General features: G+C 49.0%; 18 protein-coding genes. 8 read left to right on the top strand and 10 right to left on the bottom strand.

Features of this window, described 5'->3' with window-relative positions; translation table 11 throughout:
- Positions 1 to 103: 103 nt before the first annotated feature.
- From ACOI06_RS05665 to ACOI06_RS05650, 4 genes are all read left to right on the top strand, one after another.
- Positions 104 to 1036, top strand: coding sequence for a sulfurtransferase (locus ACOI06_RS05665; RefSeq protein WP_420661551.1), 933 nt, complete (start codon positions 104 to 106; stop codon positions 1034 to 1036).
- 15 nt (positions 1037 to 1051) lie between these two features.
- A complete protein-coding gene (locus ACOI06_RS05660; RefSeq protein ID WP_420661550.1) occupies positions 1052 to 2125 on the top strand; it encodes a YeeE/YedE thiosulfate transporter family protein in 1074 nt (357 codons plus the stop codon).
- Between the two features lie 11 nt (positions 2126 to 2136).
- Positions 2137 to 2322, top strand: a complete 186-nt coding sequence (locus tag ACOI06_RS05655) for a hypothetical protein (RefSeq protein WP_420661549.1) — start codon at positions 2137 to 2139, stop codon at positions 2320 to 2322.
- Positions 2323 to 2399: 77 nt separating this feature from the next.
- Complete coding sequence (locus ACOI06_RS05650) at positions 2400 to 3176, top strand: aldolase (protein ID WP_420661548.1); 777 nt, start codon at positions 2400 to 2402, stop codon at positions 3174 to 3176.
- Positions 3177 to 3197: 21 nt separating this feature from the next.
- Here the strand turns inward: ACOI06_RS05650 and ACOI06_RS05645 are convergent, their stop codons facing one another.
- Positions 3198 to 4466, bottom strand: a complete 1269-nt coding sequence (locus tag ACOI06_RS05645) for an MFS transporter (RefSeq protein ID WP_420661547.1) — start codon at positions 4464 to 4466, stop codon at positions 3198 to 3200.
- Between the two features lie 135 nt (positions 4467 to 4601).
- Entirely contained in the window at positions 4602 to 5303 is a 702-nt protein-coding gene (folE, locus tag ACOI06_RS05640; RefSeq protein ID WP_420661546.1) for a GTP cyclohydrolase I, read from the bottom strand.
- Positions 5304 to 5531: 228 nt separating this feature from the next.
- Here folE and ACOI06_RS05635 point away from each other — a divergent pair, with 228 nt between their 5' ends.
- Positions 5532 to 6332: an SDR family oxidoreductase gene (locus tag ACOI06_RS05635; RefSeq protein WP_420661544.1), complete on the top strand. Its 801-nt coding sequence runs from the start codon at positions 5532 to 5534 to the stop codon at positions 6330 to 6332.
- A gap of 24 nt (positions 6333 to 6356) precedes the next feature.
- Here the strand turns inward: ACOI06_RS05635 and ACOI06_RS05630 are convergent, their stop codons facing one another.
- Both ACOI06_RS05630 and ACOI06_RS05625 read right to left on the bottom strand, forming a co-directional pair.
- Entirely contained in the window at positions 6357 to 7154 is a 798-nt protein-coding gene (locus tag ACOI06_RS05630) for an EipA family protein (protein WP_420661543.1), read from the bottom strand.
- Between the two features lie 304 nt (positions 7155 to 7458).
- Positions 7459 to 7947 (bottom strand): YajQ family cyclic di-GMP-binding protein, encoded by a 489-nt coding sequence (locus tag ACOI06_RS05625; protein WP_420661542.1) that lies wholly within the window; start codon positions 7945 to 7947, stop codon positions 7459 to 7461.
- Between the two features lie 148 nt (positions 7948 to 8095).
- Between ACOI06_RS05625 and ACOI06_RS05620 the strand changes: the two genes are divergently transcribed.
- Together ACOI06_RS05620 and ACOI06_RS05615 are read left to right on the top strand one after the other, a co-directional pair.
- Complete coding sequence (locus tag ACOI06_RS05620; protein WP_420661541.1) at positions 8096 to 8971, top strand: MOSC domain-containing protein; 876 nt, start codon at positions 8096 to 8098, stop codon at positions 8969 to 8971.
- Between the two features lie 45 nt (positions 8972 to 9016).
- A complete protein-coding gene (locus tag ACOI06_RS05615) occupies positions 9017 to 9946 on the top strand; it encodes a peptidoglycan DD-metalloendopeptidase family protein (protein ID WP_420661540.1) in 930 nt (309 codons plus the stop codon).
- 68 nt (positions 9947 to 10014) lie between these two features.
- On the opposite strand, the gene phaR is transcribed toward ACOI06_RS05615, so the two are convergent.
- From phaR to ACOI06_RS05590, 5 genes are all read right to left on the bottom strand, one after another.
- Positions 10015 to 10572 (bottom strand): polyhydroxyalkanoate synthesis repressor PhaR, encoded by a 558-nt coding sequence (phaR, locus tag ACOI06_RS05610; RefSeq protein WP_420661539.1) that lies wholly within the window; start codon positions 10570 to 10572, stop codon positions 10015 to 10017.
- A gap of 55 nt (positions 10573 to 10627) precedes the next feature.
- Entirely contained in the window at positions 10628 to 11353 is a 726-nt protein-coding gene (gene phbB / locus ACOI06_RS05605; protein ID WP_420661538.1) for an acetoacetyl-CoA reductase, read from the bottom strand.
- Positions 11354 to 11400: 47 nt separating this feature from the next.
- Entirely contained in the window at positions 11401 to 13008 is a 1608-nt protein-coding gene (locus ACOI06_RS05600; RefSeq protein ID WP_420661653.1) for a PHA/PHB synthase family protein, read from the bottom strand.
- A 180-nt stretch (positions 13009 to 13188) separates the two neighbouring features.
- Positions 13189 to 13959, bottom strand: a complete 771-nt coding sequence (pgeF, locus tag ACOI06_RS05595) for a peptidoglycan editing factor PgeF (RefSeq protein ID WP_420661537.1) — start codon at positions 13957 to 13959, stop codon at positions 13189 to 13191.
- Between the two features lie 45 nt (positions 13960 to 14004).
- The gene (locus ACOI06_RS05590; RefSeq protein ID WP_420661536.1) at positions 14005 to 14967 is read right to left on the bottom strand and encodes an RluA family pseudouridine synthase; all 963 of its coding nucleotides are present in this window, start codon (positions 14965 to 14967) and stop codon (positions 14005 to 14007) included.
- Positions 14968 to 15080: 113 nt separating this feature from the next.
- Between ACOI06_RS05590 and ACOI06_RS05585 the strand changes: the two genes are divergently transcribed.
- Entirely contained in the window at positions 15081 to 15881 is an 801-nt protein-coding gene (locus ACOI06_RS05585) for an outer membrane protein assembly factor BamD (RefSeq protein ID WP_420661652.1), read from the top strand.
- Positions 15882 to 15962: 81 nt separating this feature from the next.
- Here the strand turns inward: ACOI06_RS05585 and ACOI06_RS05580 are convergent, their stop codons facing one another.
- Entirely contained in the window at positions 15963 to 18011 is a 2049-nt protein-coding gene (locus tag ACOI06_RS05580) for an ATP-dependent DNA helicase (protein ID WP_420661535.1), read from the bottom strand.
- Positions 18012 to 18016 lie beyond the last annotated feature (5 nt).

Raw genomic sequence — 18016 nt, 5'->3', positions numbered from 1 at the left:
TATAACCAAAAGCTATAAACAAACCACATATGATTATTTCCAATATTGAACGCACCTGTCCAGAATAGAGTCCTTGCCTTGTTCTATTCTGGAAAACACGCTCATGAAACACTACATTTTTGCTTTGTCACTGAGTGCCGCCGCATTCACCGTGGCCGCCCAACCGCTGCTGACACCAACAGAACTCTCTGAAGTCCTAAGCAACGCCGAGATCCGCGTCATCGATATTCGTGATCCACAGGCTTATCAAGAAGGACATATTCCGGGCGCCGTAAACGCCCCTTACGCAGTCTGGCGCGGTCCCGCAGAAAACCCTGGCCAGACACCCGCACTCACTGAACTGACTAAAGTCATTCAGAATCTTGGTCTCACACCTGAAACACATGCAGTCGTCATTTCCAGTGGAAACAGTGACACCGACTTTGGTTCCGCAGCCCGCGTCTACTGGACGTTACGTCTGGCTGGCTTGTCCGATCTCTCAATTCTTCACGGTGGCATGCAAACTTGGCAACAACAGGGGTTAGATGTATCCAACCAGCCCGTCACGGTACAACCGAGTGACTACACGCCAACGGAAAACGCAAGCGTTAACGTGACACGAGAAGCACTGGCTAGTCGCAATACAGCCACATCATCTCGTTTAATTGACGCCCGTCCTGCCGCCTTTTATGAAGGTGAAACCAGCCATCCTGGCGCCAAAGTCGCTGGCACACTGGAAGGTGCTGAAAATCTTTCGCATGCACTCTGGTTTAAATCAGGTGGTGAGCTGCAATCCAAAGACGAAATCCGAGCCATTGCCCAATCACACGGTTTGCTTAAACCCGATCAAGAAATTGTGTCTTTCTGCAACACAGGACACTGGGCCGCCACCAACTGGTTTGTGCTTTCAGAAGTTCTCGAGCAACCGGATGTAAAGCTCTACGCGGGCTCGATGGTGGATTGGACGCAAGCTGATGAAGCTTTGCCCGTTCAAAACGCGCCGAGCCGAGTGACCACACTATGGCGTCAAACCAAAGATTGGTTTTCTAGTCTGTAACGCCGAGGAAGTTGAATGAACCGCTATGCGATCACAGCGTTAATTGTTGTGTTTTATATTTTCCTGTTGCTCGAAGTCTCGGTGCGACAATCGTTTCTCTTTATTGTTGGCCTTGGGATGGGCGCCACCCTCGCTGCAGCCCGTTTTGGTTTTACGACAGGCTGGCGCAATCTCATTGAAAAACGTGATCCAAGTGGCGTGGCGGGGCAAGTCCTATTACTGGGTCTGGCCGCACTCATTGCCATCCCATTGATTGCAACCTACACCGAACTCAGTGCCGCTCTAGGTCCCCCAAGCATCAGCTTGATCGTGGGTGCATTTATCTTTGGTCTGACGATGCAAATTGCCGATGGTTGTGGTTCAGGCACGCTCTACAAAGCGGGTTTGGGCATTCCCATGAATATGGCCATCTTGCCCTTATTCGCAATTGGCAGTTTTTTAGGTTCCGTTCATTTGCACCACTGGCTCTCCCTGGGTCAAACGCAACCCGTCGGTCTGATTGAAGAATTTGGTGCATCCCAAGCATTATTGCTGACCTTAGCCGGACTCGCTGTCATTCTTGTGGTTGTGCGTTTATGGGTCGGCCCCAACCGTCATTGGTTTGATCACAAATGGATTTGGGGTGGTGTCTTGCTAGCCGCACTGGCCACCTTAAATCTGGTGATTGCCGGACAGCCCTGGGGAATTGTCTACGGATTTGGACTCTGGGCCGCTAAAGTTGCACAAGCTACCTCACTGTTTGATCCTGCTAGCAACCCTTTCTGGGGTCAGGCAGGTCATGGCGAGCGTTTGGCTGAAAGCCTGTTTTTGGATGTCACTTCCATTACCAACATTGGTATTCTGGCGGGTGCACTTTGGGTGAGCACAAAAACCCAACCGTCTAGCAAACCGATGACAACGCAACAATGGGTCATTGTTCTGATTGCGGGCTTTGTGATGGGATACAGCTCACGTCTGGCATTTGGCTGCAATATCGGTGCCATGCTCAGTGGTGTATCGACCGGCAGTCTACACGGCTGGCTTTGGATTGCATTGGCTTTTGCTGGCACGATGCTAGGTGTACGCATTCGTCGTCACTACCGGATCTGAGGAGACAGTTCATGCCAATTCAACACACTTCGGTCAATCGCCGTTTGTTAAGCCTGTCATTCTGGATCATATTTGCACTGTTTCTGATCTGGGATTGGCAAGCTTCACCTAAGCCAGATCTTCGCAAAGAGCCTCCTGCCATTGCACTGGGATCTGGTCAAATCATTCTAGGCGGCCATTGCGCCAATCCACAATAGAACGCTTCTAAACTGGGCAGGAGAGAGTCGACACGCTATCATCAAGATCATTCATGATTTGTTCGTAAAGGATCGATATGTCTGCCTCCCCTACCCAGCTTGATGCAACGAATACCACCAGCCTGAGCGCTGTTCAACACGAAAAGGATTATCACAGCGCACCCGTGCTTGCGTTACGTGAGAATCTTGCATTGGCGTTACGAGCAGCGGCCTATCACGGCTTTTCTGAAGGCGTTTGTAATCACTTCAGCATTGCACTCGAAGACCAAAGCGGTCGTTTTTTGCTCAATCCTCAAGGTTTAATGTGGCAAGAAATTCAGGCACGCGACATTGTATTGGTGGATGCACAAGGTAACCGCCTTGCGGGCCGTCACGAAATTGAACCAACCGCCATGTTTATCCATGCCGCAATCCACACGCTTGCCGGCAAGAACTGTGTTTTACACACGCACATGCCTTATGCCACAGCACTCACGCTGACAGGGGCTCGGATGCTCGACACAACCTTGTCACAAAACGCCATGCGGTTTCACAATCGAACAGTTGCCGATGATGATTACGACGGACTCGCACTCGATGATTCAGAAGGTGCACGTATTGCGCAAAGTCTGAAAAAAGCCGATATTGCATTTCTTGGAAATCATGGAGTCGTCGTCTGTGCCGAACGCATTGATTACGCGTACGATGATTTATATTTTCTGGAACGCGCCTGTGAGGCAGAGGTTCTTGCTCGCTCGACAGGTCTACCGTTAAAACCCGTCGCACCAGAACTGGCCGACAAGGTCAGCCAGCAGATGCACGGTGAAAGACAACAGTCCACATTGTTTTTTGAAGCTCTACGCCGACATATTTAAGTACGCTTTGTGTAACGCTAGTCAATCTGCACCGACCGCCTGATCATCCATGTTCAGGCGCATGCTAGCGACTTTGCGCTCACTGGGAAGCAGTGAAACAACGGAGAGCGTGCACAAGGAAATCAGAGCCATCAACAAAAACAAATTAGAGAACCCAGAGGACTTCACAAAAGGACCCAAAGCCCAGACAGCCAGGGCACTAAATCCTAGCGAAATCGTAAATCGGATCCCCGCGACCCTGGAGCGCATACGATCATCCACATAACGAACAATCATCACATCCGTAAACGGAATCGCCCCAAAAATAAACACCATGGCAGCCAACAAGGCGGCGTACATCAACCAACCTTCGGCATACGAAATCAGAAGCAACAAAGGAATTTGCGAAAGGACAATGCCGACAAACAAAGGCTTCACTTCAAAACGGTCCAGCAACTTGCCAACAACCACTTGAGCAAAGGCAGCAATCGCATACACGATGGCCAACAAAGTTCCTAACACTGCCGGATCGTCAATAATCCCTTCAAAGCGTTCAATCAGTAACTGACCATTACCGTTTGTGGTGAAGTTATAGAGCAAGTTACCCGATGCAGACGCAATCGTCATGACCAATAAAGCTCGCGCCAGCAATTTACGGGGCAATTGCACACTGGCCTTGCTTGCACGTTTGGAGGGTGGCTCAGTCTCTTTAGGACATAAAACGAGAAACAGGACTCCACAGATAAACGACAATAATGCAGGTACTGCGAACGCCGCACGCCACCCGAACCACTTCACCAAAAAGCCGGTCAAGAGTGCGGCCACAGCCACACCCATATTGCCCCAAAGCCCATTAATGCCAATCGTCATACCGGGGCGCAAAGAACGCTGCACCAGCATCGGAATACCAACCGGATGATAGATGGACGCAAAGACACCGACCAAGGTCAACGAAATCGCAATCTGAACCGATGAACTCGACATCGCAGCCAATAAGGTCGCACCTGCCATACCAAAGAAAAACACCAGCATCATCTGGCGTCGACCCCATAAGTCGCCCAAACGCCCTGCCGGCATGGCACATAAACCAAACATGACAAAGGCACCAACGCCATAAGGCATCAAATCTTCCCAGTGGTCGTACTGAAACTCCACCGCAATCACACCCACAGCAGCTGCAAAGATCAACAAAAACATGTGATCGATCGCATGGCCTAAGTTGAGTAATAAGCGAATACTTAACGGCCAGTCCGAGGTACTGTCCGAGGCTTTTTGCGAACCAAGCGCTTGTGCATTCGATTTTTGTGACATTGCATGATCCTTTCTAAACATCATGAACGACGTAAAAACTCAACGTATCACAGAAGACCTGTCTGATCGAGCAATCACCTCACACTCACCTCACACAAACCTCTATGGAAAGTTAACTAGATTGGTTTCAGACGTTTATCGTTCGTCTTTTGGGAGTAAAGCCAAAAACTCACGTCTTAAAACAGAGTCACTGTGAAATGATCCCCGCATGACCGAGTTAATCATGCGGCTACCCATGTCCCGTACCCCACGCCACGCCATGCAATAGTGCGTCGCATTCATGACGACAGCCACGCCATCAGGCTGCATTTTAGTTTCAATCAGATCAGCCAGCTGTACAACTGCTTCTTCTTGGATTTGCGGACGTGTCATAATCCATTCAGCCAAACGAACGTATTTAGACAAACCAATCAGGCTACTGTGCTCATTGGGCATGATGCCAATCCAGACTTGACCAATCACCGGACAAAAGTGGTGACTACACGCACTACGGACTGTCACCGGACCCACAATCATCAATTCATTTAAGCGTTCAACGTTCGGAAAGCTCGTCACAGGTGGTTCTGTCTGGTAGCGACCGCCAAACACTTCTTGTAGGTACATCTTGGCCACTCGTCGGGCTGTTTCCTGCGTATTGTGATCGTTGTCTGTATCAATCACCAAACTTTCCAAAACGCCCTGCATTTTGTCTTCGACTTCATCGAGCAAAGCTTCAAGTTCGCCCGGCTCAATAAACTGCGAAATATTGTCATTGGCATGGAACCGCTTTCCGGCCGCCTGAATTCGCTCACGAATCCGTGCCGAAACCAACGGCTGCTTATCATCCAAATCACTCATGTACGTCCTCATCTGCTGAACGGTAAAAACCGCAATATGGGGTGATTGTGGCACAGAGCGCCCACAATCTGAGCGCTATCCCTAGTCTGCACACACAATGACCTTGACAATCAACCTCTGCGCTAACCCGGAAAGATCACTCTGAAAGCACACATCAAAGCGCGCGCCTGCGCTATAAATCATTACAAATGCACTTAAACTCATCAGCCAACACTCAAAAGGATCGACATGGATCTCAATCTTACTCAAAAGCACGTGATGATCACTGGCGGCAGCAAAGGAATCGGTCTGGCCTGCGCTAAGCTGTTTCTACAGGAAGGAGCCAAAGTCACACTCGTTGCCAGAAATCGACAAACGCTTGAAGCCGCCCAGCAAGCACTGGCAAAAGAAATACCGCAGTCTAGTCAACATATACACATTGAAGCAGCGGATTTACAAGACGCCGCACAGGCAGCACAAGCCTTGGAAGGTGCAGAGCTCGCCCTAGGCCCTATCGATGTGCTTGTGAACTCTGCTGGTGCGGCAATTCGCACGCCGGCGCCAGAACTCTCACCCGATCATTGGCGCAAGGCCATGGATGCCAAGTTTTTCACTTACATCAACATGATTGACCCCACCATTAAACGCATGGCACAACGCGAGCAAGGGGTCATCGTCAATGTCATTGGTGCCGGTGGTAAGACCGCCAGTCCAGTTCACCTAGCGGGTGGAAGTGCCAATGCGGCATTGATGTTGGCTACTGCGGGACTCGCCACGGCTTATGGTAGACAAGGCATTCGGGTTCTTGGTGTCAATCCAGGTGCCACACACACTGAACGACTCGAACAAGGCTTGCAAGCCAGCTGCAAGTTAGAAGGGATTGATATGGAGACAGCGTTGGCAAAAGCGACTCAACGCATTGCGCTTGGTCGTTTAGCTGAACCTGAGGAAATTGCCCAGACCGTGGTCTTTTTAGCATCACCTCAGGCAAGCTACTTAACGGGTGTGAATATCAACATGGACGGGGGTGCTATCGCCAGCGTGGTGTAACCCCCCGAACCAGTCAACGATTGATTACTTCGACTTCGCTTTATTGACCGCTGCTTCGATGTTCTCTGATGCTTTTTCAGCGGCATCGGCAGCAGCGTCAATGGCTGAGTCAAGCATTTTGTCGGCTTTGTCAGTCAGCTCACCAGCCTGATCGGCAATTTTCTCTGACACAGATTTTGTTTCTTGAACCGTCGCATCAGTTGCCGATTCAACTTTGTTTTCTGCATCTTGTGCGGCCGCTTTCGCTTTTTCTAACGCCTGAGCTTGCTCTTTGTCTTCGGCAATCGCTTTTTTCTCTGCAGCTGCAAACTTAATAGAAACACCAGAGGCACCCACATTCAACTGTAAGCCCTGTGTCGTACCTTTCAAACGCATTAGAACGCCATGCTCATTTTTCAAGGTCATACCGCCGACACCACCACCGAGCGCCACACTCCCTTCTACACGAACGTACGTCCCTGGAAAGTCATCCAGCGTGGTCAGGTCATACACCTCACCAACAGCTGCCATGCGCGATGCACCGATATTGGCGCCCAAGCTCAAGCCACCCAGCTCAAAGTCATATGACTTGCCATCAAACGTCAAAATACCACCACCGAAGCTGCCACCAATAATCAATCCAAACTGTGTCTCTTCGATTGAAACAAGGCCAACAGGTTCTTTAATTTCACGAGTTTGAGCAGTTTTTTTTGCCTCAGCAGCTACCGTTTCTTTCGGGCTTTCGACGGCCACGACCTTTTTGGACTGCTCAGCAGCCACATTTCCACTGAGCAATACCATGCCCACAACCACACTGGTTGAAATCAGCGAAGTCCAATTCATGTCCACACACTCCGAAATAACAAAATAACAGTCACCGTCTTTCACGGCACTGCAACATTAAGCGTACTGCAATGACATCTGATGCACCAGATATATTTGATCAAAATCAATACTGATCGGTTCTGGTACATCATCAGTCTCTTAATTTTGTGCAACTGCAGCAAATAGTAGACTAGGGTTTACCCTTATAGCAGATTTAACGACTTTATTGCGTAAAAATCAGGCTGCAATTTACAAAACATTACTTAAAGTGCTGAGGAAACCAGACATCCTAGGGCGTCGTACAGAGAAAGCCCGAATGCAATCAATCCCGAAAGTTGTTGAACTGCAACGGTCTATCGACATCAGTTTCTTTTAAGAGCGCAATCGCCGCTTGCAGATCATCTCGTTTTTTTCCGGTGACACGAAGCTTTTCACCTTGAATTTGCGTATCCACTTTGATTTTTGCGCTTTTAATCGTGGCGATCAGTTTTTTTGCGGTTGGCTGATCTAACCCCTGACGAACTGTGACCGCCTGACGAGCACCCCCGAGGTTTTCAATCACATCAGCAAACTCTAGGCAACGAGTATCAATATTGCGAGCACTCAAACGACCACGCAACACATCCACCATTTGTTTAATCTGAAACGCACTGGGCGCTGTGAGATTGATCACAGACCCTTCTTTATCGAGCTCAAAGTTGGCTTGTGTACCTTTGAAATCAAAACGCGTAGATAGCTCTCGATTAGCTTGATCCACCGCATTGGTCAATTCATGTTTATCCACTTCTGAGACCGCATCAAATGACGGCATAAAAACTCTCCTTATCAATAAAATATTCACCGACAGCTGTAAATTGACCGCTGCACTGTGTCATAGGTATATCCTATGCTGAAGGCTGTCCAATTCAGAACAACGTTCAGCCGTTCAATTTGCAACGAGCATAGACGACAAACGCATCATGAGCACACACACCGCCACGCTTTCGACCATGTTTCGCTATCCCATCAAATCCTGTGCAGGGCAATCGCTCACACAGGTCGAAGTGACTGCGTTGGGGTTAGAACGGGATCGTCATTGGGTCATCGTCGACGATTCAGGCCGCTTTCAGACGCAGCGACAAATCCCCCATCTGGTGTGGATACAAACTGCGCTATCCGAGCAAAGTCTGACACTCTCAGCACCTAGCCAACCGAATCTAACTATCCCGCTGGCAACTGAACACTCGACCTCATCTCGCATCACCATTTGGAACGATCGAGTAAGCGCTTTTGATCTTGGCGATGAAGTCGTACAGTGGCTCGACAATTATCTACAAATTCCAGGACGCCATTTCAGGCTAGTTCAGTTTAATCCGGAACATCCCCGACTCTGTGACACCATCTGGTTGGGTGCAGACTTTAATCCGCAGTTCCAACCCCGCTACCATCCATTTACAGATGCTTATAGTGTCAATATTCTATCCCAAGCCTCTGTCGATCACTTAAACGAACGTTTACAAGAGAATGGGCTCGAAACGATTGGGATCGAACGCTTCCGACCTAACCTGGTACTCAGTGATGTACCCGCCCATGCCGAAGATCAAATGAAACATCTGACCTTTACTCGTGGTGACGAAACGCTTGTTTTAGAAGTCATTCGCCCTTGTACACGATGCCAGATCCCTGAGATTGATCCTTGGACCGCTATGCGTGAACCTGGCATCACGGATGTCCTGTCAGAATATCGTCGTGCAGCATCAATGGGTGAAGCGATTTGTTTTGGGATGCAAGCGGTCGTTCACTCTGGTGCACCCTTTCTTTTACAAACCGGGGAATTCAATTACAGTCTGCGCTAAGCTTAAGTGTTCCCCACAACACGATCCAACCTTTGATTGAGATTCATGCCAAAGTTCATACGTCAGCCCGCTTGCAAATTATCTCTAGTTTCCAGACGACGCAGTCTACAAATTCTGCTCACCGGACTGTTTGTCCCTTGCTTGCCAATCACGGCATTCGCAAAAAAATCAACGAATTCAGCGACCACAGCACACGTTCCTATTTCTTTACAGCATTTAAAAAATCATGCTTATCCCGGCGGTGTCGCTTTACTGCCGTTAGGCACTGAGCCGCAAGCTCCTGAGGCTCGCTTTGACGGTCGGTCTGTTTTGGTGATTCAAGATCCACCCAGCCAACAATGGTGGGCAGTCGTGGGTTTACCCATAGACACACCCGTGGGTTTAAAAACTTTACAAGTCACTGAGCAAGGCACAACCACAGATCGCCCGTTTGAAATCCGTGACAAATCCTATGCCAAACAACACATCACGCTCAAAGACAACAAATACGTTTCCCCACCACAAGCCACGCTCGATCGGATTAAAACTGAGCTCGACCTACAACTCGAAGCTTATAGAACCTTTACCCCCAAAACGCCCGAAACCCTACGATTTGAAGCGCCTGTCAAAGGACGAGTTTCCAGTCCATTTGGATTTCAGCGGTTTTTTAATGGTGAACCCAGACGACCACACTCCGGACTTGATCTAGCTGCACCCAAAGGCACACCCGTACGAGCGCCTGCTGATGGCACTGTGATCTTAGTGGGAGACTACTTTTTTAACGGCATGACCGTCTTTGTGGACCATGGCAAGGGCGTTATCAGCATGTTTTGTCATTTATCTGAAATCGATCGCCTGCCAGGTGACGTCATCCGCACAGGCGATGTGCTGGGTAAGGTCGGCGCCACGGGTCGCGCCACAGGCCCTCACCTGCACTGGAATGTCAGCTTAAACGATGCGCGCGTCAATCCTGCAATCTTCATGGTGAAATCCTGAACGATCACTCACCCGATGATCATTGCGATTAGATCTGCGCGAACTCACGGAGCCGCGCAGATGATCGCTCAGGACTCATCAGTTTCTTTGAGTGGATCTTTGGTCGTAAACGGAAAACCACCAAACATGGCACGCGTTTGATCTTGCATCTGATCCTGCATCTGAACAAACATGTTTTTACTCTGCTCAACATAGTTGTTCATGATGTTTTGTAAAACGGGCGATTGCATATTCATGAATTGCGTCCAGGCCTCAGGTCCAAACTGCATACCTTGAGATTTTTCGCCAATGCGATCCTGGATTTCCTGAAAAGCTTGCATATTCTTTTCTAAATACGCACCCATAATACCTTGCATGGCATGGCCATAAAAACGAATAATCTGAGAAAGCATTTCAGAAGAAAACATCGGGAGTCCACCTGTTTCTTCTTCCAGAATAATCTGCAACAAAACACTGCGCGTAATGTCATCGCCGGTTTTGGCATCAACCACCTGAAACTTCTCATGTCCGAGAACCAATTCTTTCACATCACCGACGGTGATATAGCTGCTGGTTCTGGTGTCATAAAGACGCCGATTCGGATACTTCTTAATAAGACGAACGTCCTTCACTACTGTGTCTGTCATGTACTTTTCCTAACTACAAACGGGCGCTGCCCACATGAGCGGCGCCCCGAGCAGCTTAACCCATGTGCATACCGCCATTGACGGAAAAGTCACCGCCTGTTGAAAAACCTGCTTCATCAGATGCCAACCAAGACACCATCGAAGCAATTTCTTCCGGCTCACCCAGACGCTTGACTGGGATCATTGCAATAATTTTCTCCAACACATCGGGTCTGACGGCACGAACCATGTCGGTACCAATGTAACCCGGTGAAACGGTGTTTACTGTCACACCACGGCCAGCGACTTCTTGTGCCAACGCCATCGTAAAGCCGTGCAAGCCTGCTTTTGCAGCCGAATAGTTCGTCTGACCAAACTGACCTTTCTGGCCATTGACGGAGCTGATATTGATGATGCGACCAAAACCACGTTCTACCATGCCTTCAATCACTTGTTTGGTCACGTTAAAAACGCTATTCAGGTTGGTATCCATCACGGCATGCCAGTCTTCAGGCTTCATTTTGCGGAAAGTGCCATCACGCGTAATACCAGCGTTATTCACCAACACATCAACCTGGCCCACTTTCTCAAAAGCAGCCACGGTTGAATCCCAGTTACCCACATCTGCAGCAGAGGCTTCAAATTCAAAGCCCAATGCTTTTTGTTCTGCAAGCCACTCTGACGGATCGCGATTAGGGCTACAACCTGCAATGACTTTAAAACCATCTTTGGCAAGACGCTGGCAAATTGCCGTTCCAATGCCGCCCATACCGCCTGTTACATAAGCCACTTTCGTCGTCATAAACAATTCTCCTTATCTGGATCCATCAAGTAATAAAGCAAACCTTTTCAAACTGCACGTACTTTGACGTATGAACCTGGTGCTGCCTCCAGCACAGGATGCGTCTCGGAACCTTCTTGTGTCAGTGCGGCTTTTTTCTTGCCAGACTGTTTAGCAAGCCACTGCACATAATCCGTCCACCAGCTGCCGGGCAACTCTTGGGAGTTTTCAAACCACTCATCGGCAGGGACATCCGTATCCTGCGTTTCGTTCACCCAGTAACTACGACGGTTCTTTGAAACTGGGTTAATCACACCCGCAATATGCCCAGATGCAGCCAGCACAAAACGATTGTCACCAGACATCAGACGTGAAGACACGTAGGCGGTCTTCCACGGCACGATGTGGTCTTCTTTCGAACCCAATAAATAAGTCGGCACCGTAATTTTGCGCAAATCAACTGGCTTGCCACAGACTTTGATCGCATTCGGCGTTGCCAAGAGATTCTCGCGATACATGTTTCGGAAATAGCATGCGAAGAAAGGTCCAGCTAAGTTCGTGCTGTCGCTATTCCAAAACAACAGGTCAAACGGCATGGGTGTCTCGCCTTTCAGATAATTCGAGACCACATAGTTCCAGACTAACTCATTGGGGCGTAAAAACGAAAACGTTGTCGACAATTCACGGGCAGTCATCAGACCTCCCTGACCGATTTGCTGTTCACGAAGACGTGTGTGCGCTTCAGTGGCAAACAAACCAAGCTGACCGGTATCGCAAAAATCCAGCATTGTCGCGAGCAAGGTTAGCGATTGAACACGGCTTTGACGACGACTTGCAGCCACAGCCAATGCCGTCGAGAGCATCGTGCCGCCAACACAAAATCCCAGCACGTTGATTTTGGGGACTTTAGAGATATCTCGAACCAGATCAATCGCCGTCAAAACACCGTCTTCGATGTAATCATCCCAGGTCGCTGTTTCAATACCATCCGTATCGGTTGGTAATGGATTACGCCATGACGTTAAAAATACGGTGAACCCTTGCGAGACCAGATATTTCACAAATGAATTATCTTGCTGCAAATCCAGAATGTAGTATTTATTAATACAAGGTGGCACCAATAAAATGGGGCGCTGATAAACTTCTTCAGTTTGTGGCTTGTATTGAATCAGTTCAAAATATTTATTTCGAAAAACTACAGAGCCTGGGGTGATAGCCAGATTTTCACCCACTGCAAACTTGCTTTCGTCACTTTGCGAAATCCGACCCTTGGCCAAATCACTTAAAAAGTTCTGCACGCCTTGCTGCAAAGACTGACCGCGTGTTTCGATCAGCATTTTTTGTGCTTCAGGGTTAGTGGCCAGAAAGTTTGCCGGCGACATGGCATCGACCCATTGATTGACCGAGAAATCGAGCTGCTCCTTGATTTCCTCTGGCACGGCCGCTTTTTGAACCATGTCTTTCATGGCTTGACTCGACATTAAATACATATGCGCCATCATTAGATGCGCAGGACTTTGCTGCCAAGCCTCATTTCTAAAGCGTCTGTCTTTAATTTCAGGTAATTCATTCTGAGTTGCCGACGTTGCAAGTTGCTGCCAGTTATTCATAAACTGCTCTTGCATTTGCTTTAACGCTTCGCTATTAAACATGGGAGTTTTGCCCCAGAGTTTCATAAAGTCATTCGCCACAGTCCCCCCTTCTCTCATCACTTAAACTCATCACCATAATGTTAATCTGCTTTAACATCGATATCTTGTCAACCCGCTTTTTACCCGATGATAGTTATATATAAAGATATAAGATTTTCAGGTTAAAATATTGGGCTTTGGCTCAATTCAAACGACAGCTCAGATTTATGGGTTCGTGATCCAAGCCAAAGTCGCCATTCGACCGGTTTGACCTTCTTTGCGATAACTGTAAAAACGCTTCGCCTCATCTTGGACTGTGCAATATCCACTCCAAACAGCCTGCTTTACACCCAAGTCATATAATTGTTTGATGGCAATTTTGGGTAAATTAGCCACCCATTTCTCAGATGCGCTCACATCTTCAACAAAGCAGTCCGCGAACGTAGCGCTTAAATTCAAAAACGCATCCCGAACACTCGCATCCACCTGGTAGGCGCTCGGACCAATGCAAGGCCCAATCCAAGCTGAGATGGCATCGACAGGACAACCTTTGGCGACCATTTCATCCACAACGGCTCGAAGCACACCTTGTGCCAATCCACGCCAACCCGCATGCGCCATGCCAAGCACAGAATGTTTTTCTGAATACAAAACCACAGGCAGGCAATCTGCCGTCATGATGGCGAGCACCCGTTGAGGTTGAGTGGTTACAGCCGCATCTGCCTGCGGCACATCTGTGCGTGACGCATCCGCATCCACAACGTCACACCCGTGCACCTGATCTAGCCAAAGTGGTTCGGCTGGTAAAAGTTTGATTAGGCGGTCGCGGTTTTCTTGCACGGCCTGTGGATCATCCCCCACATGCATGCCTAGATTTAAACTTTCGAAAGGTGATTGGCTCACGCCGCCATAGCGTGTGGTGCTCAGCACACAAACGTTCGGACTTAACCCTTGTACCGACAACACACTGTTTGATGTTTTGAATGGTTGGTTCAAGCGGTCCTCCGAAATATTCTGAATCGAATGAATCAAATATTCACATTACGTAATCGCTTGCATTTCATCAAGCAAATACGCCATATCCTCTGGCAATGCACACTCAAAGGCCATACGAGCCTGTGTTTGTGGATCTTCAAATGCCAATGCGCGCGCATGTAACATCTGTCGAGGTGCCCACTCGGAGCGCGCAGCACCATATAAAGTGTCACCAACCAGTGGATGACCTTCACTGGCCATGTGAACACGAATCTGATGCGTACGACCCGTATGTAGTTGGCAAATCACTTCGCTCACCGGAGAACCTTTCAACATCCCACGGCGTACAACCTGATAATCAGTTCGGGCTTCTTTGGCTGCAATCGGGCGCACAACGCTCATACGGACAGCAACCCTAGGGTCGCGTCCAATCGATCGCTCTATAGTTCCCTGCTGCGCTTGAACGTGCCCCTGAACCAGAGCAATATACTCACGCTTCACAGTCCGTGCTTGCAATTGCCGAATCAGTTCTTCACGGGCTAGTGCTGTCCGTGCAACCACCATCAGACCTGAAGTATCTTTATCCAAACGGTGCACCAAGCCAGCTCGCTCGACGTCTTTAAGCGCTTCAAAACGATATAACAAACCGTTGAGCAAAGTGTGCGACCAGTTGCCTGCGCCAGGATGAACAACCAAACCTGCCGGCTTATTGACCACTAACCATTGTTTAGACTCTGAAATTACATCAAAGTTCACTGGTTGCGCTGTCATGAAAGACTCAGACTCATCAGGCTGCACCTGAACTTGGATCGCATCACCCACTTTAAGCATCATTCTGGGTTTAGTCTGAATCTGGTCATTGACCGACACATGACCTGCCTGCACCCAGTTTTGTAAACGGGCACGAGAAAATTGTGGCAACATAGCGGCCATCACTTTGTCTAGACGTTCACGCCCCAAAGGGGAAGGCACTATAAACTGATGCATAATCTGTGCACCGTGAATCTCTTCTTCGTTACTTGCATCCATGTGATGTTAAGGTTCTATAATTCAGTCTGAATGCTAACACTAGGAAAAGTTGCGTGATCTCCATTCCGATGCTGGCCAAATCAAATTTTCGTGATTATGGGCCTCAGAAACTTATTCTTATCCTCAGTCTTCTCCTGAGCCTCGCCCTGTTAGGCGGTTGTTCCTCCAGTGGGCAGGAAACCGACGAAACAGCCAATTGGTCGGTTGAACGCTTGTTCCAAGACGGGACAGCCGAAATGAACTCAGGCAACTGGAAAGCCGCACAACGTCGCTTCACCAGCGTTGAAGCACGCTTTCCATTTGGGCCTTACGCACAGCAATCGCTGATCAATCTGGCTTACGTCCAGTGGAAAGATCAGGAACCTGAAATGGCACTGGCAACAATTAACCGTTTCTTGCAGCAGTATCCCAATCACCCTGGGACTGACTACATGCTCTTTCTACGTGGCCTGATCCTGTTTACACCGCCTAGCGCTGTGTTTTCATCGGTCACCCTACAAGATCCTGCAGAACGCGATCCTAAAGCCATGCAAGAGTCTTACGCTGCGTTTGATGAGCTGGTCCACCGATTCCCACAAAGTCGTTACGCCGATGATGCTCGCAAACGGATGAACTGGCTGGTCAACATCATGGCTGAGCATGAACTACACACCGCGCGTTTCTATTACGACCGTCAGGGTTACGTCGCGGCAATTAACCGTGCGCAACGTGTTCTGACTGAGTTTGAAGGTGTCCCGGCGTCTGAGCAAGCTCTCTACATCATGATGCTGTCGTATCAGAAACTGGAGTTGCCTGACATGGCTGCCGACAGTGAGCGTGTCTTATTGGCCAACTTCCCCGATACCGAGCTGATCGAAAAAGGCTTCCCCAATGCTGAATACAGCTGGTGGAATCCTATGCGTTATCTCTTCTGATTAAGCTCTATTGAATTAAAGCCTGTTCGCCCGACTATCTACTCAGTCATGCGAACAGGCTTTCTTCTTTCTGTATGCTTTTTACGCGTCTTTATTCGTGTTGCGCTTTTCTCGAATAAACGACAAAGCAACGTCTTGTTCACGCGTTCGCTGAAAAGGTGGCAAGCCTTGCCAAAGCCTGCGACCATATGATTTTTCGACCAAGCGTCGGTCACCAATCACCAGCACACCCCAATCTTTTTCTGTTCGGATTAAGCGCCCTGCACCTTGCTTTAAAGCAATTGCAGCCTCAGGGATCTGCAACTCCATAAACGGGCTGCCACGACGTGCTTCGCACTGACGGATGCGCGCTTGCAATACAGGGTCATCGGGTGGTGCAAATGGCAGTTTATCGATTGCCAGCAGCGTTAAATGTTCACCCGCTAAATCCACACCTTCCCGAAAGCTCGCGCTTCCAATCAGAATGGCTTTGGGTTCACGACGAAATTGCGATAGCAACACAGCCCTCGACTGCTGCCCCTGACGCAGCACAGGCCATTCAATGCCCAGATCCTTGAGTTTGTGTTCTAAGGCTGCCCCAATCGTCTCAATGGCTCTTAACGTTGTGCATAAAATTAAACATCCACCATCGTTCAATTGGATGAGCGGTAGCAAATACTCCACGAAACGTTCATTAAACGTTGGATCATTCACTTGAGGTAATGTCTCGGGTACACACAATAAGGCCTGCTGTCCATAATCAAACGGCGATGCAAAGCGCACTGTTTTTGCATCTTCAAGCCCAAGGCGAGACGTAAAGTACTGAAAATCACCCTTTACAGACAAAGTGGCCGACAGAAACACCCAAGCCTGTTGTGCTTGACGCTCTTTTGAGAAAGCTTGGGCGACCGACAGAGGCGCACTGTTAAAGCGTACATGGGCTGAGAACAACTCCACCCAGTCCACCCAATCCACTTGGGCCAAATTGGCATTGATCGCATCGGACGTTTGGCCGACAGGGTTTTCTAAAGCATCGGGTCGCCAGTGCTGTAATTTCTCCTGAAAACCGACCCCTTGATTCATGAGCATTTCTAGGTCAATGTGACGCTCAGCTTGTGCTTTGAGTGGTTCAACGATCGCATCAACCGCCTGACAAAGCTTCGCAAAGAGTTCCATACTCTCTTCGTTTCGCTCAAACTGGTCACGCATGACGCGCTGCCCGTTCAACGCTGACACCCAGTCGCAGACTAAGCGCAAATCTTTCATGCTTTGTGTGAGCGTTGCGCACAAGTCACGCCACCGGACTGTTTCACGTGCATAAGCCAAACCAGACACTTCGACTTGGCGCGCCCAATCCGTGATTTGAGCTGTTGAGATGGATTGTGCTAAAAAACGGGTCGCCACATCAGGCAACTGATGCGCTTCATCGAACACCACCAAATCAGCCTGCGGTAAAAGCTCTGATACACCCTCATCACGCAGGGCAGCATCAGCCATAAACAAGGCGTGATTGATCACCACCAAATCCGCTTGCTGCGCCTGACGTCGGGCTTTATAAACAAAACAGTCTGACAGGTGTGGGCATTCTTGTCCTAAACACGTTTCACGCGTTGAGGTGACAATGCGCCAGATATCGGCATCTTCCGGCACCGTTTCCAGCTGCGCCTTATCACCCGTATTTGAGCTTGCCGCAAATCTCGTAATATCTCGCAACCAGACGACTTGTTTACGATGCGTTAAAGCACCCTCTTCTTCGTTCGCTCTTTTTAAGTGATAGTGGCACACATAGTTTGCGCGCCCTTTTAGAACGGCTGTGTTGACACTAAGCCCCAAAGCTTTAGAGACTTGAGGCAGGTCTTTTTCAAAAAGCTGATCCTGTAAGGTCTTGGTTCCTGTTGAAATCAACGTTTTTTCTGAACGCAACAAGGCAGGCACCAAATAGGCCCACGTTTTACCAATCCCAGTTCCCGCTTCCGCAATCAGGCATGAGGATTCTTCAATGGTCTGCGCAATTTCACCTGCAAGGTCAACTTGCGCTTGACGGGAAATATAGTGTTCAAACGCCTGCTGCAAACGCCCCGTTTGCCCAAAAATCGAGTCAATCTCATCTTTCAGATCCTGACTCAACGCAGTGTGCAAAGAATTATCCAATGAGA

It is taken from the genome of Orrella sp. 11846, assembly GCF_048820935.1.
Lineage (GTDB): Bacteria > Pseudomonadota > Gammaproteobacteria > Burkholderiales > Burkholderiaceae_B > Algicoccus.
Note: the sequence above shows the minus strand (reverse complement) of the source record. Positions and strands in the feature narration are given on the sequence as shown.

What these genes read in the sequence shown, in the direction of transcription:
- ACOI06_RS05665 (WP_420661551.1), top strand. Translation starts at nt 104, where the DNA reads ATGAAACACTACATTTTTGCTTTGTCACTGAGTGCCGCCGCATTCACC.
- ACOI06_RS05660 (WP_420661550.1), top strand. Translation starts at nt 1,052, where the DNA reads ATGAACCGCTATGCGATCACAGCGTTAATTGTTGTGTTTTATATTTTC.
- ACOI06_RS05655 (WP_420661549.1), top strand. Translation starts at nt 2,137, where the DNA reads ATGCCAATTCAACACACTTCGGTCAATCGCCGTTTGTTAAGCCTGTCA.
- ACOI06_RS05650 (WP_420661548.1), top strand. Translation starts at nt 2,400, where the DNA reads ATGTCTGCCTCCCCTACCCAGCTTGATGCAACGAATACCACCAGCCTG.
- ACOI06_RS05645 (WP_420661547.1), bottom strand. Translation starts at nt 4,466, where the DNA reads ATGTCACAAAAATCGAATGCACAAGCGCTTGGTTCGCAAAAAGCCTCG.
- folE (WP_420661546.1), bottom strand. Translation starts at nt 5,303, where the DNA reads ATGAGTGATTTGGATGATAAGCAGCCGTTGGTTTCGGCACGGATTCGT.
- ACOI06_RS05635 (WP_420661544.1), top strand. Translation starts at nt 5,532, where the DNA reads ATGGATCTCAATCTTACTCAAAAGCACGTGATGATCACTGGCGGCAGC.
- ACOI06_RS05630 (WP_420661543.1), bottom strand. Translation starts at nt 7,154, where the DNA reads ATGAATTGGACTTCGCTGATTTCAACCAGTGTGGTTGTGGGCATGGTA.
- ACOI06_RS05625 (WP_420661542.1), bottom strand. Translation starts at nt 7,947, where the DNA reads ATGCCGTCATTTGATGCGGTCTCAGAAGTGGATAAACATGAATTGACC.
- ACOI06_RS05620 (WP_420661541.1), top strand. Translation starts at nt 8,096, where the DNA reads ATGAGCACACACACCGCCACGCTTTCGACCATGTTTCGCTATCCCATC.
- ACOI06_RS05615 (WP_420661540.1), top strand. Translation starts at nt 9,017, where the DNA reads ATGCCAAAGTTCATACGTCAGCCCGCTTGCAAATTATCTCTAGTTTCC.
- phaR (WP_420661539.1), bottom strand. Translation starts at nt 10,572, where the DNA reads ATGACAGACACAGTAGTGAAGGACGTTCGTCTTATTAAGAAGTATCCG.
- phbB (WP_420661538.1), bottom strand. Translation starts at nt 11,353, where the DNA reads ATGACGACGAAAGTGGCTTATGTAACAGGCGGTATGGGCGGCATTGGA.
- ACOI06_RS05600 (WP_420661653.1), bottom strand. Translation starts at nt 13,008, where the DNA reads ATGAAACTCTGGGGCAAAACTCCCATGTTTAATAGCGAAGCGTTAAAG.
- ACOI06_RS05590 (WP_420661536.1), bottom strand. Translation starts at nt 14,967, where the DNA reads ATGGATGCAAGTAACGAAGAAGAGATTCACGGTGCACAGATTATGCAT.